Source organism: Fluctibacter corallii, assembly GCF_025751585.1.
GTDB classification, from domain to species: Bacteria; Pseudomonadota; Gammaproteobacteria; order Enterobacterales; family Alteromonadaceae; genus Fluctibacter_A; species Fluctibacter_A corallii.
The window spans coordinates 532,667-545,736 of sequence record NZ_JAOWKX010000001.1 but is presented as its reverse complement, the minus strand read 5'-3'; the positions used below and the strand labels follow the sequence as shown (position 1 = coordinate 545,736).

15 protein-coding genes are annotated in these 13,070 nt (G+C 44.7%); 12 read left to right on the top strand and 3 right to left on the bottom strand.

Features of this window, described 5'->3' with window-relative positions; all coding sequences use genetic code 11:
- The first annotated feature begins 14 nt into the window (after positions 1 to 14).
- Both OE749_RS02450 and OE749_RS02445 read left to right on the top strand, forming a co-directional pair.
- Positions 15 to 374 carry a YbaN family protein gene (locus OE749_RS02450; RefSeq protein ID WP_263710754.1) on the top strand — a complete coding sequence of 120 codons (360 nt, stop codon included), beginning with the start codon at positions 15 to 17 and terminating at the stop codon, positions 372 to 374.
- Between the two features lie 15 nt (positions 375 to 389).
- The gene (locus OE749_RS02445; RefSeq protein ID WP_263710753.1) at positions 390 to 950 is read left to right on the top strand and encodes a hypothetical protein; all 561 of its coding nucleotides are present in this window, start codon (positions 390 to 392) and stop codon (positions 948 to 950) included.
- Between the two features lie 30 nt (positions 951 to 980).
- Here the strand turns inward: OE749_RS02445 and OE749_RS02440 are convergent, their stop codons facing one another.
- Entirely contained in the window at positions 981 to 1,643 is a 663-nt protein-coding gene (locus OE749_RS02440; protein WP_263710752.1) for a hypothetical protein, read from the bottom strand.
- A gap of 87 nt (positions 1,644 to 1,730) precedes the next feature.
- Here OE749_RS02440 and OE749_RS02435 point away from each other — a divergent pair, with 87 nt between their 5' ends.
- The 9 genes from OE749_RS02435 (at position 1,731) to map (ending at position 9,390) form a co-directional block, all read left to right on the top strand.
- A complete protein-coding gene (locus OE749_RS02435) occupies positions 1,731 to 2,009 on the top strand; it encodes a hypothetical protein (RefSeq protein ID WP_263710751.1) in 279 nt (92 codons plus the stop codon).
- An 11-nt stretch (positions 2,010 to 2,020) separates the two neighbouring features.
- The gene (gene recO, locus OE749_RS02430) at positions 2,021 to 2,728 is read left to right on the top strand and encodes a DNA repair protein RecO (protein WP_263710750.1); all 708 of its coding nucleotides are present in this window, start codon (positions 2,021 to 2,023) and stop codon (positions 2,726 to 2,728) included.
- On the top strand, positions 2,725 to 3,459 hold the full coding sequence (gene pdxJ, locus OE749_RS02425; RefSeq protein ID WP_263710749.1) for a pyridoxine 5'-phosphate synthase: 735 nt from the start codon (positions 2,725 to 2,727) through the stop codon (positions 3,457 to 3,459). Before recO ends, pdxJ begins: the two co-directional genes overlap by 4 nt.
- Entirely contained in the window at positions 3,459 to 3,842 is a 384-nt protein-coding gene (gene acpS, locus OE749_RS02420; RefSeq protein ID WP_263710748.1) for a holo-ACP synthase, read from the top strand. The genes pdxJ and acpS overlap by 1 nt, the downstream gene beginning before the upstream one ends.
- A complete protein-coding gene (gene rlmD / locus OE749_RS02415; RefSeq protein WP_263710747.1) occupies positions 3,842 to 5,194 on the top strand; it encodes a 23S rRNA (uracil(1939)-C(5))-methyltransferase RlmD in 1,353 nt (450 codons plus the stop codon). Before acpS ends, rlmD begins: the two co-directional genes overlap by 1 nt.
- A gap of 29 nt (positions 5,195 to 5,223) precedes the next feature.
- Positions 5,224 to 7,377 (top strand): GTP diphosphokinase, encoded by a 2,154-nt coding sequence (relA, locus tag OE749_RS02410; RefSeq protein WP_263710746.1) that lies wholly within the window; start codon positions 5,224 to 5,226, stop codon positions 7,375 to 7,377.
- A 53-nt stretch (positions 7,378 to 7,430) separates the two neighbouring features.
- Positions 7,431 to 8,237 (top strand): nucleoside triphosphate pyrophosphohydrolase, encoded by an 807-nt coding sequence (mazG, locus tag OE749_RS02405; RefSeq protein WP_263710745.1) that lies wholly within the window; start codon positions 7,431 to 7,433, stop codon positions 8,235 to 8,237.
- A 153-nt stretch (positions 8,238 to 8,390) separates the two neighbouring features.
- A complete protein-coding gene (locus tag OE749_RS02400) occupies positions 8,391 to 8,597 on the top strand; it encodes a ParD-like family protein (protein WP_263710744.1) in 207 nt (68 codons plus the stop codon).
- Complete coding sequence (map, locus tag OE749_RS02395) at positions 8,590 to 9,390, top strand: type I methionyl aminopeptidase (RefSeq protein ID WP_263710743.1); 801 nt, start codon at positions 8,590 to 8,592, stop codon at positions 9,388 to 9,390. Before OE749_RS02400 ends, map begins: the two co-directional genes overlap by 8 nt.
- Positions 9,391 to 9,535: 145 nt before the next feature.
- Here map and ahpF read toward each other — a convergent pair whose 3' ends face one another.
- Both ahpF and ahpC read right to left on the bottom strand, forming a co-directional pair.
- Positions 9,536 to 11,089, bottom strand: a complete 1,554-nt coding sequence (gene ahpF / locus OE749_RS02390; protein ID WP_263710742.1) for an alkyl hydroperoxide reductase subunit F — start codon at positions 11,087 to 11,089, stop codon at positions 9,536 to 9,538.
- 82 nt (positions 11,090 to 11,171) lie between these two features.
- Complete coding sequence (gene ahpC / locus OE749_RS02385) at positions 11,172 to 11,735, bottom strand: alkyl hydroperoxide reductase subunit C (RefSeq protein ID WP_263710741.1); 564 nt, start codon at positions 11,733 to 11,735, stop codon at positions 11,172 to 11,174.
- 240 nt (positions 11,736 to 11,975) lie between these two features.
- Between ahpC and OE749_RS02380 the strand changes: the two genes are divergently transcribed.
- Positions 11,976 to 13,058 (top strand): GGDEF domain-containing protein, encoded by a 1,083-nt coding sequence (locus tag OE749_RS02380; RefSeq protein WP_263710740.1) that lies wholly within the window; start codon positions 11,976 to 11,978, stop codon positions 13,056 to 13,058.
- The last annotated feature ends 12 nt before the right edge of the window (positions 13,059 to 13,070 follow it).

Below are 13,070 nucleotides of genomic sequence, written 5' to 3'. Positions count from 1 at the left end.
TCGTTCAAATCATTATGAAAAAAGTCATTTCACTGGTTTTTGCTTATTTGTTTCTCGCTTTGGCACTTCTGGGGGTATTTTTGCCCGGTTTACCAACAGTTCCTTTTTTATTGTTAACTGCATGGTTTGCCGCTAGAGGCTCAGCGCGTTTGCACCAATGGTTATATGATCACCCCCAATTGGGTAAGTTACTGATTGATTGGGAGCAACAAAAAGCCATTTCAAGAAAAAGTAAATATATTGCGGTGTTGATGCTGATTCTGAGTTGGGGAATACTGTACTCTCGTTCAAATAATATGTTGCTATTAACGGGCTTGGCAGTGTTTTTTTTATTGATCGCCATGTTTTTAGTGACGCGAGCCGAACCTAAGTAGCGTTAAGGAACAAGCATGCATTGGATGCAATTTATTATTGAGTTAGTGGATAGGCTTGCTTGGCCTATTGTTGTCATGTCATGCGCGGTTGTTTTAAAAACACCTTTATTACAACTATTACCCCTCGCAAAAAAAGTAAAATATAAAGAGCTTGAAATTGAGTTTGGCGAGGCGTTAGAAGAAGCGTCTAAAGACGCGCGTGAGGCCTTTCCTGAGTTTGATAATGATAAAAAATTGTCATTGATTGAGTCTGCAAATAGCTTACCCAACGCTGCTGTACTTGAGGCATGGAGAGGCGTAGAGCTGGCTGCAGAAAAAATGATTCAAACCGCCAATGTGAATGTCGACCTAAATGTGAATACTCGCTATAAAGTAATGGAAAAGACCTTGTTGCAAGAAGGTTTGATTGACCAGAAACGCGGTAAATTATTTAACGAATTGCGCCGCCTGCGTAACAAAGTTGCGCATGCTAAGAATTACCAAGTTGGCAGCGCGGAAGCGGTCCATTATATCGAGTTGTGCTACAAGCTAATGGCATTGCTTTCCAGTAAGCAAATAGACGAAGTACAATCCTAATATTAATGCGGAGAGTCGTTGCCTCAAGGTTTAACGCAATTGTGAATCTAATTGGTTAATTTCTCGTAATAAGGTATCTCCGTATCCCTCCTCTTTAATCATTCTTGTTAGTGATAAATTGATATTTAAAATCAATCGTTTAAGCGGAATATAAGTCTCATTTGTAGGTAGAAGTTGCTCTATGTCAGATAAAGACATCAAACAACATGCTGATATGCGTTGGTTGTAGTGTTTAGATAGATAGTTGACCATGTCATCAGGGCTGCGTGAACTGGCAGATTGGGGACGCGTTTTTGCCTGCTCAACTTGTTCCCTGAGTAGCTTGGTTTCATTATGGAGTTGCTGGAGAAGAGGAATTGCAGCTAGAGATAATGGGCGGTGATAGCTATTCAACTGACCTTGGAGTGCCAAATAACGTTGCCCTTTCCAGTCTAGAATGGATTTGTTTCTGTATACCTCAGCGACATCTTTCAGCATTGAGTTAATTTTTTGCAATTCATATACATGCTGGATTAATTGCGTTTTGTCTACTTGCTTGATCAGGGATTCAGCGCTGGATAACATTGTATTCGCTTCATTGTCTGCACGTTCGCGGTATAGCATGGATTCGGTTTTAACGGGCTGAGTGTCGCATGCAGTTAATAGCGAAAAAGACAAAATGAATAGCGCTACGCGTTGAATGTTTCCCTGCATAAATGTCCTTTAAATTACGGCTAAATTGTTATTTTTATTTCATTCGATGATATCATGATTAGCTACGGTCGAACTTAGTTTTTGCAAATGACAAGTAAAGACATTCAAGCATTACTGACAACTCATCAGAATCTCACCCACACTGAAAATGTGAAGGTGTCGTCTCATGTGCAGCGAGAGGACGGCGATTGGTATCTGAATACGCTTATGATTGATGGCATTGATGTGCCATTCAAGTATCGCCGCAAGCAACCTTATAAAAACCTGAAGGGGGCGCGGGTGAATTTGACATATTACCCTCAAGCTGAAGAGATTGCAGGCGTAGAGTTCGAATACATGAAGGTTGTGCGGTTGCGCATCACATAGCGGAATATTGAGTGAAACGCGATAACCTTAATGCTTTTTTGCTGCATCGTCGCCCGTACAGAGAAACGAGCTATCTGGCTGAATTTTTCACCCAAGAAGAAGGCAAAGTGCATGCCGTTTGCAAGGGGGTGCGGGGCAGTAAAAGCGATCGCAAAAGTTTGCTTCAACCGTTTCAGCCGATTCTTGTCACTGTGTATGGACGTAATGAGCTTAAGAATGCCGGTAGTGTGGAGTCGGTATCAAAACCCTTCCCTTTAGTGGGAAGAGCAATGTTTTCAGGCATGTATCTCAATGAATTGTTAAGTCGTTGTTTGCCTATTGAGGTGGCGTTTCCAAACGTCTTCGATGCTTACACAGATGCGCTGCAAGCGCTAACAGAAAACGCACCGTTAGAACCGTTATTACGTAATTTTGAATTACTGTTACTGGATGAACTGGGTTACACCCCCGATTGGGATTATGATTGCGAAACAGGTGAATCTATTCTTCCTGATTCTTACTACCAATACATTAACGAGCAGGGATTTACCTGCGCACCTGTAAATGGTTTGCGCGCGCAAATTCCGGGAAATATTATAATAGATATTGCTCAGCGACATTGGCATCCGATGTCATTAAAGTGGTCAAAACACATAATGCGTCAGGCCTTTCTACCTATTCTGGGCACGAAACCTTTAAAAAGCAGAGAGTTATTTCTGCACATGGAGCAGCAACGATGAAAGACATTCTTTTAGGCGTGAATATTGATCATATCGCCACGCTTCGCAATGCGCGTGGCACATCTTATCCCGATCCTGTGCATGCCGCCGATGTAGCAGAGCGTGCAGGCGCGGATGGTATCACCGTCCATTTGCGTGAAGATCGCCGTCATATTACTGATCGCGATGTGGCGTTGTTGCGTCAAACCCTAAACACGCGTATGAACCTAGAAATGGCAGTAACTGAAGAAATGCTGGTCATTGCTACGAAAACTCAACCTGAATTTTGTTGTTTAGTGCCGGAAAAGCGCGAAGAGTTAACCACTGAAGGTGGCTTAGATGTCGCAGGAAATCTTGCGCGTATAAGTGCTGCTTGCGGACGTTTAGCCTCTGAAGGTATTCAAGTATCTTTATTTATTGATGCCGAAAAAGAACAAATTGATGCTGCTGTTGAAACGGGCGCACCGTACATTGAAATTCATACAGGTCAATATGCTGAAGCGACCAACGAAACTGAGCAGGAAAAAGAGCTAGCAAAATTGATCGAAGGCATTAAATATGCGCACCAGAAAGGGCTAAAAGTGAACGCGGGACACGGTTTGCATTACCATAATGTGAAACCCATTGCTGCGATTGATGAAGTGATTGAGCTTAACATTGGTCACGCTATTATCGCACGCGCAGCCTTTGATGGATTAGCTAAAGCGGTGGCTGATATGAAACAACTTATGCTGGAAGCGCGTCGTAGATAATGGCTATTGTGGGTATTGGTACGGACATTATCGAAATTGGGCGTTTGGATGCGCATTTACAAAAATCGGACAAACTGGCTCGGCGTATACTGACAGACGCTGAGTTCGAGCGTTTTAATTCACATTCTCAACCAGTTCGATTTTTGGCCAAACGTTTTGCGGCAAAAGAAGCGGCGGTGAAAGCGATTGGAATTGGTATAGGCAATGGCATGAGTTGGCAACATGTAGAAGTAAGAAATTATGAATCTGGTCAGCCCTACCTTGTTTTCTCTGGTGAGTTTGCACGCCAATGTGAGCTGCGTAACATTACCAGTAGCCACATTTCTATCTCAGATGAGCAGCATTATGCCGTGGCTACTGTGGTACTTGAGGGGACCTTCTGATGGCGCGTATATTTAAACCCGCTCGAGGTAAGTCTCGACAAGCGTCTAAAGCCAAGCAGCACGGTGAAATTCTCTCTGTTTCAATTGACAATGTGGATCATCAAGGCCGCGGGGTTGCGCGTCACGAAGGCGCGGTGATTTTTGTTGATGGCGGCTTACCAGATGATCAGGCTAAGGTGAAGATTACACATAAGAAGTCTCGCTATTGGTCGGGGCATATTCATTCTGTAGAGCAACCTTCTCCAATGCGGGTTACGCCATTTTGTGAGTACTATCAGCAATGTGGTGGATGCCAGTTGCAGCATGCTGATTCCGATGGGATCTTTGCCGCAAAGCAACAGGCAGTTGACTCACTGTTACAACGAGTCAGTGCGCAGCAATGGGACTGGAGCGCTCCTTTACAGGCTCGTACTACTGGCTATCGACGTAAATCTCGTTTAGCCGTAGATGCGCGCAATCGTAACGATATTCGCCTTGGATTTCGCGGTAAAAGCAGTAAGTCGGTCATCTCAATTCAACATTGTGGCATCATGCGCGCTACGTTGTCTGACATGCTGCCTCCTTTACAAGCACTAATGCAATCGCTTAAGTCGCCCTCACATATTGGCCATATTAGTATGCTAGAAGGGGAAGGAGAGATCCCACTACAGCTGTGTTTTCGTGTTACGCGTCAGCTAAGCCAGCAGGATATTGATACCCTCTCCAGCTTTGCCACTGCGCAAAACGTGCATGTTGTGCTTGAAATCAAACCGAATCAATTCATCTCGTTAAATCGAGAGATGCAATATATTGAGTATTGCCCAGAACCCAACATCCGTTTGGCGGTGGCACCGAATGATTTTATTCAGGTCAATCCTGACATTAATCAAGCCATGGTGGCTCAGGCGATTGACTGGCTGGCTTTGACCAAACAGGATCATGTCGTTGATTTATTTTGTGGATTAGGAAATTTCAGCCTGCCTATTGCCAACCGAGTTGCCTCTGTGACAGGGGTGGAAGGGGTCACTGAAATGGTGCAACGGGCAAGCAGCAATGCACAAAAAAATGGCATCGACAATGCCACATTTGTGCAAGCGGATCTGAGCGAAGGAGCTACTTTTTCGGGCACATTATTCAAACAATGTAGCAAAGTACTTTTAGATCCTGCCCGTGATGGTGCGCAAAACGTAGTTGCGCATTTAGGCAAAACCAATGTGAGCCATGTTGTTTACGTCTCTTGTAATCCTGCGACATTTGTCCGTGACGCAGAAATTCTGACAAACAACGGATTCCAGTTGCAGAAAGTGTCACTTATGGATATGTTTCCTCAGACGTCCCATACAGAATTAATGGCATTATTCGTGCGTACCTAATTCGTCGTTTTAATAGAAGGAAATACGCTATGGTTTCAACCCGCAAAGTACATGAGCCTGAACGCCCTGAGTTTCACGAGTGGCTACAGAGTTTGGCTTTGTCGGATGAAACGCGGCAAAAGTTGATTGACGTATCTGATCGACCTCAAGACTTGTTGGTTGGGCAGGAAATGGTGGAAATCCTGCATGAACTGAACATGGATGATGAAACCCTCCAAGCTGCTCTGGTTTACCCTTATTGTCAGCGACACGATATTCCCGATGATGAGATTAAAGAGGTCTTTTCAGAGGGGATTCAGAAACTGATTGTCGGCGTAAGGCGAATGGATGCGATTCGCACACTTCAACCGCGCTCTGGAGGGAAAGCCAGCGAAACGCAAATTGATAATCTTCGTCGTATGCTTTTGGCTATGGTTGAAGATGTTCGCGCGGTCTTGATTAAGTTGGCCGAACGTATCTGCGTATTGCAACAAATCAAAGAAGAAGACGAAGAAACGCGTGTTATGGTGGCACGAGAGTGCGCCAATATTTATGCGCCTTTGGCGAACCGATTAGGCATTGGGCAACTTAAGTGGGAATTGGAAGACTTATCTTTTCGTTACCTTCACCCAGATACCTATAAACAAATTGCGGGCTTGCTAGATGAACGCCGTGCAGACAGAGAACAATATATTGTTGATTTTGTTGATCATCTTCAGGGTGCGCTTGACGAAGCTAATATCAAGGCGCAGGTATATGGCCGCCCTAAGCATATTTTCAGTATCTGGAAGAAAATGCAGAAAAAGCAGCTTTCTTTCACTGAGCTGTTTGATATTCGTGCGGTACGCATCATCGCTGACCGCTTGCAAGATTGTTATAGCGCACTAGGAGTAGTGCATTCTATCTGGAAGCATATCCCCAGAGAGTTTGATGACTATATCGCGACGCCTAAACCCAATGGCTACCAATCTATTCATACCGTAGTGGTAGGGCCTGAAGGAAAGTCGATAGAAATACAAATTCGTACCCATCAAATGCACCAAGATGCAGAGTTGGGCGTAGCAGCGCACTGGAAGTATAAAGAAGGTGGTGGTTCCGAGCGTTCAGGCTATGAAGAGCGTATTAACTGGTTGCGCAAAATACTGGCGTGGCAGGAAGAGGTCGCGGAAGCGGGCGATTTAATGGAAGAGCTTCGTAGTCAGGTTTTTGATGATCGGGTCTACGTATTTACGCCGCGTGGCGATGTGGTTGACTTGCCCGCGGGCTCAACGCCGCTGGATTTTGCGTATTATATTCACAGTAATGTTGGTCACCGCTGTATTGGGGCAAAAGTTGCAGGGCGTATTGTGCCATTTACGTATCAGTTACAAACGGGCGATCAAATTGAAATCTTAACGGGTAAAGCCCTTAATCCAAGCCGAGATTGGATGCATCCAGGGCTTGGCTATGTTCACTCTTCTCGTGCCCGCGCAAAAATCCACACGTGGTTTAAAAAACAAGACAAAGATAAAAACTTGCAAGCAGGCAAAGAAATCTTGGAGCAAGAGCTAAGCAAGGTAGGTATTCCGCTAAAAGAGGCTGCCGAAGCGTGCGAACGGTTCAATGTGCAATCTTTAGATGATTTGTATGCAGCTATTGGTGGTGGTGATATTCGTATCATGCAAGTGGTGAATTTCTTGCAGCAACGCAATGCGCCGCCTCCTGAAGTTGATCCTCGTCTGAAGACGCGTAAAGCGGTGAGCAAAGCGTCTAAAGATTCGATTGTGGTAGAAGGGGTAGGAAACCTGATGACACAATTGGCGAAATGTTGTCAGCCATTGCCTGGCGACCCGATCATGGGCTACATCACCCAAGGGCGCGGCGTAAGCGTGCACAGAGAGAACTGCGATCAACTTAATCACCTGTTAGATCAACACCCTGAGCGACAAATTGAAGTAAATTGGGTAACGGATGTGACGGGCGGTTTTCAAACGAATATTGATATTTATAGTGTTGATAGAGACGGCATTTTACGTGATATCACAACGGTGCTGGCCAATGAAAAAATTGGCTTGTTGGGGGTGATAAGTAGTAGTAATGCGCAGGAGCATACTGCAAAAATCACGCTAAAATTAGAGGTGAGAGATTTACACTCACTGTCAAAAACGATTACGCGCTTGCTACAGGTAAAAGGCGTTAGCGATGTGGTGCGGTTAGATCATTAGTCCTATCGCAGCTGCGAGCCTGATAGCGTTTAAGTGTTAAAGAGGGAAAGGGCATGACACAAGTATCTGAGCTTCCGAATATTACCCGCTTACTGGAAATAATGGCACGACTTCGCGATCCTGAATCGGGCTGCCCTTGGGATCAAAAGCAAACCTTTAAAACCATCGTCCCTCATACTATTGAAGAAGCCTATGAAGTTGCAGATGCGATTGAATACGGCACACCTAGTGATGTCAAAGATGAGTTAGGAGATTTGCTGTTTCAAGTGGTGTTTTATGCGCAGCTGGGGCAAGAACAAAACCTGTTTGATTTAGAAGACATTGCGGAGCAAATCAGTGACAAGCTCATTAGGCGGCATCCGCATGTATTTGACCAAGCTGCTTCTCCCACAGATGAACAACTGCATCAGCAATGGGAAGACATCAAACGGCGTGAGCGTGAGGCCAAAGGCGACATTGATGACAGTGTGCTTGCCACCATTCCAACCGGCATGGCACCACTCAACAAAGCGACTAAGATTCAAAAGTTATGTGCAAAAGTTGGCTTTGACTGGTCTGCGCCAGCGCCCGTGATTGAAAAAATCAAAGAAGAGATTGATGAGGTGGTCGCAGAATTAGACAAAGACACCATCAACCAACAAGCGGTTGAAGAAGAGATTGGCGATTTACTCTTTGCTGTGGTGAATCTATCTCGACATTTACAGGTAAACCCTGACATAGCGTTACGTAAAGCCAATCACAAATTTACCACTCGCTTTCGGGCACTCGAAACGATGATGAAATCTGACAACAAATCCCCAGAGCAAGCTAGCTTGGAAGAGATGGAATCCTATTGGCTGCGAGTTAAAGCTAAGGAATAACGTGTCAAAAATGGCGTTTACTTGAGGCATTCCACGTAACTGGTATCTAACAAGCCCTGTTGTTTATTCGCAGTGCGCGCGTTCAACAAACATTTGCCAAAAATAGGTTTGCAATATACATTGTGTATATGTTTTATATGCAAAGCGTATATTATGGGAATTGTTAAAATATCAGATGAGATGCATGAAGAGCTGCGGTCGGTTAGTGCAGTTATGGTGCGTTCTATTAATGCACAAGCTGAATTTTGGATGAAAATCGGCCAATTGGCAGAAGCTAACCCTACATTGTCGTTTACCGAAATCATTCAACAGCAGTTGCAAGTTGAATCCAAGCCGCTTAAGCGGGTGATTAATGAATGACATCATAATTAAAACGCCTGAAGAGATTCAGCTTATGCGCGAATCTGGGCGTTTATTGGCGAATGTATTCAAGGCGTTGGATCCTGTAATAAAAGCAGGTATCTCGACAATGGATATTAACGATTTTGTCGAAGACTATATCATCAACACCCTTAAAGCCCGTCCTGCAAGTAAAGGCCAATATGGTTATCAGTACGCATTAAATACATCGCTCAATGAAGTGGTGTGTCATGGTGTGCCTTCCTTACAGAAAACACTGAAGTCTGGCGATATTATTAATGTTGATATCACGTTGGAAAAGAACGGCTTTATCGCAGATAGCAGTAAAATGTATATGGTGGGTCAGGTATCCCCATTGGCGAAAAAACTGTGTGATGTCACTTACGAGGCAATGTGGAAAGGCATCGAAGTGGTGCGCCCAGGTGCAACGTTGGGTGATATTGGATACGCGATTCAAAAACACGCTGAAATGCACCATTACGCAGTAGTGAAAGATTATTGCGGGCACGGAATTGGCCGCGAAATGCACGAATCGCCCCAAGTGCTGCATGTTGGACGTCGCGGAACAGGCCAAGCGCTGGTGGAAGGCATGACCTTCACCATTGAACCAATGGTGAACCAAGGAACCGCAAAAACCAAGACTAAAAAAGACAACTGGACGGTCGTAACCCGCGACAGAAAACTATCCGCGCAATGGGAGCACACGGTATTGGTTACTTCAAATGGTTTCGAAGTATTGACCCTCAGAGAAGAAGAACAGTCGCAACTGGGTGGGTGTTTGTCCTATTGTTAATAGGCGATTGGGGAAACAGCCACTGACGAAAAGTGAAGCACGAACGCATAAAATTCGAGAGACCGTGACTGCGACATTTTTGCATCGAAAAGTGGCACGTAGCCTATGGTTTGATAAAGCTACGTGCCAATCACAATGTCATTAATTAATGATGTTTTAGAAGGTAGTCGAATGCTGCAAGTGAGGCTTTGGCGCCTTCACCCATTGCGATCACTATCTGTTTGTAAGGTACGGTCGTTACATCACCGCAGGCAAATATGCCAGGTTCGCTGGTTTCACCCTTTTCATTAATAATGATTTCACCGTACTGACTCAACTCCACTACGCCCTCTAACACTTGTGAATTAGGCACAAGTCCTATTTGTACAAATACGCCAGCTAGCGGCAGTTGCTTTATGTCGCCTGTTTCACGTTCTTGATACTCAATGGCGTTCACCTTGCCATTGTCAGCCAGAATCTGTTTTGTTGCAGCGTTGGTGATCACGTTAATATTGTCGCGTTTAGCCAGTTGCTCAACCAACACTTTGTCGGCTTTCAGTTCTGGCATAAACTCAAACACGGTGACTGACTTCACGATACCAGCTAGGTCGAGTGCAGCCTCTACCCCCGAGTTACCGCCGCCGATCACTGCAACATCTTTGCCTTTGAAGAATGGCCCGTCACAATGTGGGCAATATGCTACGCCATTTCCGATATTTTCGGCTTCTCCAGGTACGCCGAGCTCTCGCCATTTCGCACCCGTCGAAACAATGACGGTTTTAGACTGAATAATTTCACCAGATGATAGGTGAAGGGTTTTGATTTCCCCTTTGTCAATTTTTTCGACGCGTAAATGCTCTTTTAACGTAACTGGGTAGTCGTTCATGTGACCCACAAGTGCGCTGGTTAATTCTGGGCCCGTGGTTTTGTTTACAGAGATCAGGTTCTCGATTCCCATGGTATCTTTAACCTGACCGCCCATACGATCGGCAATCATCGTTACGTTCAATCCTTTACGTGCAGCATAAATTGCCGCTGAAACGCCCGCTGGGCCTCCACCAATGACGGTCACATCTTGCAGTGGAAGTGCTTCTTGGTTGTCAGATTGTGAAACCACTTCAGGGTTGGTTTCAATCAGTTTATCCAGTAATTTCGCCGTGTCGATCTTGCCGTTTGCGAAGGGTTTCCCGTTTAGGTAAACCGCAGGTACGCCTTGTAATCCATATTGGTCAACGCGATCTTGAAATAATCCTCCGTCGATCATTTCTGTTTGAATATTCGGGTTAAGCAGAGCGAATTGGTTCAGTGCTTGAACCACATCTGGGCAATTGTGACAACTTAGGCTCACAAATACCTCAAAGCGCAGTGGTTGCGTTACTTTACGCACCATATTCTGAATGGTGTCGTCTAACTTCAAGCTTACGCCGCCGGCTTGAAGAATAGCAAGAATGAGTGAGTTGAATTCGTGCCCACCAGGAATACCCGAGAATATAATGCCGGTTGGCTCGTTGTTAACTTCTACTGAAAAGCTGATGGGGCTGGGTAGAGCACTATCTCGCTCTTCTAGCGTTAATTTGTCTGATGCACCAGCAATGCCGTCTAAAAATGTTTTTAATTCATCGCGCTTGCTGTGTTCGCCTGTTTGCAGCACCAGAGTCACGGCATGTTGCATTGATGCTGTGTACTGCGAAATGGCTGATAATATTTCTTGTGATAACATGACATAACCTCTTAAATGCGTGTTAGACGAAGTATTGATTCGGCATGCGGTGGCCGAAGCCACCGATGTAGACTGGCAGGAATTAAATTTTACCTACTAGGTCTAGGCTAGGGGTTAGGGTTTTTTCACCTTCTTCCCATGCAGCTGGGCATACTTCGCCATCGTTGTTTGCTACATACTGTGCTGCTTTTACTTTACGCAGCATGTCTTTTGCTGAACGGCCGATGCCTAGGTCGTGGATTTCAGCCACTTTGATGATGCCTTCAGGGTTAGCCAAGAACGTACCACGCAAAGCTTGGCCTGCTTCTTCGATCATCACGTCGAAACCGCGTGTGATTTTACCTGTTGGGTCACCAATCATTGGGTAGTTGATTTTGCCAATCGCGTCACTCGCATCGTGCCATGCTTTGTGAACGAAGTGAGTGTCAGTAGAGACTGAATACACTTCTACACCCAAACCTTGCAGCTCCTCATAAATTTTTGCCATATCTTCGAGTTCTGTAGGGCAAACAAAGGTGAAGTCTGCTGGGTAGAATAAGAAAATTGACCACTTACCTTTTACGTCTTCACTCGTGATGGTTTTAAACTCACCGTTGTGAAATGCTTCAGCAGTGAATTCAGGGATCATTTGATTGATTTTAGCCATGGATAATTCCTCTATGTACTTAGGTTCAAACAGTGCGGTTAATGTCACCGCGTCAATTCATTTACGCTAATAATAGAGAAGTGATTTAATTATTTAAAATGAATCAAGTAGATTGAATTAATCGTATAAATCGATTTCAAATGTAGAGGAGCTGAAGAAGATTGACGGAATGGGGATAAATTTTTAACATAATCAGGCACTAAAAATAATCAATAACAATAATAAAAAGGAAGTATGTGCATGAACGCACCTATGGAGCAGCGGATTGCCACTGATCTTGAAGAGCGCGCGCTGAATGGCGCTTATGTTTATCTCGCGGCTTGGTTAATTATCGGCGGTGGCGCAGGGTACCACCTTCAACAGCCTACTATTTTTTGGTCTCTCTCGTTCGCCTTACTGCTTTTAGGCATACTCAGGCTGTTGGCATACTATTCTTCAGATACGCTTAGGCGTCGAAGTAAAACCATGTGGCGGGGGTTGTTGTACTTCAATGCACTTATTCCTACGTTAATTCTCAGTTCGATGTTTGCGGTGTCTATGGTTTTACCTGCCCATCAAAGTATTTATCTTTTTCTGATGATGGCGAATTTTGCTTTTGTGTCTGGCGGTACGGTGAGCTTTTCACCAAATCGTACTTTGTCACTCGCGTATTTATTCTGTACTGTGGCGCCTCCATTTATCGCATCGGTATTTTTTGCCACAGAAAACCGCGTTCTTGGAATGTTAATGGCGCTGTATGCGATTTTCATGAGTATTCAGGTAACGCGCCTCAACCGAGAGTACGCGCAATTAATTGAACAACAACAGAAACTTAAAGCGCTGTCTAACAAAGATGCTCTCACAGGTATCGGTAATCGTCGATTTTTTGATAATGCGTTGTCGCTTGGGTGGAATACTCACATAAGAACGCAAGCTAATTTAAGCTTGCTGATTATTGATATCGATCATTTTAAACGGGTTAATGACACCTTTGGGCATGCTACAGGCGATAAGGTGATTGTTAAAGTGGCAGAAACAATACAGCGAGTATGCCAGCGTAAGTCTGATACCGTTGCACGTATTGGTGGTGAGGAATTTGCTGTGTTAATCGCGGTCGCTCATGTTGAAGACGTGTCGCGGTTAGCAGAACGAATAAGAGATAAAGTAAGCAAAACCTTTATTCGTCACGATGGGGAGCCTCTTTCGGTCACAGTCAGTGTGGGAGGCTGTGTATGTGAACCTGATGCAGCCAAAGATCAAAATCGAATGTTCGAGCGAGCAGACCAAGCTTTGTACCAAGCCAAAAATGAAGGTCGCAACCGCGTCGTGATACTTCGCTATTAATGCTAGATTTTT

Coding starts and splice junctions, on each gene's coding strand:
- OE749_RS02450 (WP_263710754.1), top strand. CDS start 15: ATGAAAAAAGTCATTTCACTGGTTTTTGCTTATTTGTTTCTCGCTTTG.
- acpS (WP_263710748.1), top strand. CDS start 3,459: ATGGCTATTGTGGGTATTGGTACGGACATTATCGAAATTGGGCGTTTG.
- relA (WP_263710746.1), top strand. CDS start 5,224: ATGGTTTCAACCCGCAAAGTACATGAGCCTGAACGCCCTGAGTTTCAC.
- OE749_RS02440 (WP_263710752.1), bottom strand. CDS start 1,643: ATGCAGGGAAACATTCAACGCGTAGCGCTATTCATTTTGTCTTTTTCG.
- OE749_RS02400 (WP_263710744.1), top strand. CDS start 8,391: ATGGGAATTGTTAAAATATCAGATGAGATGCATGAAGAGCTGCGGTCG.
- mazG (WP_263710745.1), top strand. CDS start 7,431: ATGACACAAGTATCTGAGCTTCCGAATATTACCCGCTTACTGGAAATA.
- rlmD (WP_263710747.1), top strand. CDS start 3,842: ATGGCGCGTATATTTAAACCCGCTCGAGGTAAGTCTCGACAAGCGTCT.
- pdxJ (WP_263710749.1), top strand. CDS start 2,725: ATGAAAGACATTCTTTTAGGCGTGAATATTGATCATATCGCCACGCTT.
- ahpC (WP_263710741.1), bottom strand. CDS start 11,735: ATGGCTAAAATCAATCAAATGATCCCTGAATTCACTGCTGAAGCATTT.
- OE749_RS02435 (WP_263710751.1), top strand. CDS start 1,731: ATGACAAGTAAAGACATTCAAGCATTACTGACAACTCATCAGAATCTC.
- ahpF (WP_263710742.1), bottom strand. CDS start 11,089: ATGTTATCACAAGAAATATTATCAGCCATTTCGCAGTACACAGCATCA.
- map (WP_263710743.1), top strand. CDS start 8,590: ATGAATGACATCATAATTAAAACGCCTGAAGAGATTCAGCTTATGCGC.
- OE749_RS02380 (WP_263710740.1), top strand. CDS start 11,976: ATGAACGCACCTATGGAGCAGCGGATTGCCACTGATCTTGAAGAGCGC.
- OE749_RS02445 (WP_263710753.1), top strand. CDS start 390: ATGCATTGGATGCAATTTATTATTGAGTTAGTGGATAGGCTTGCTTGG.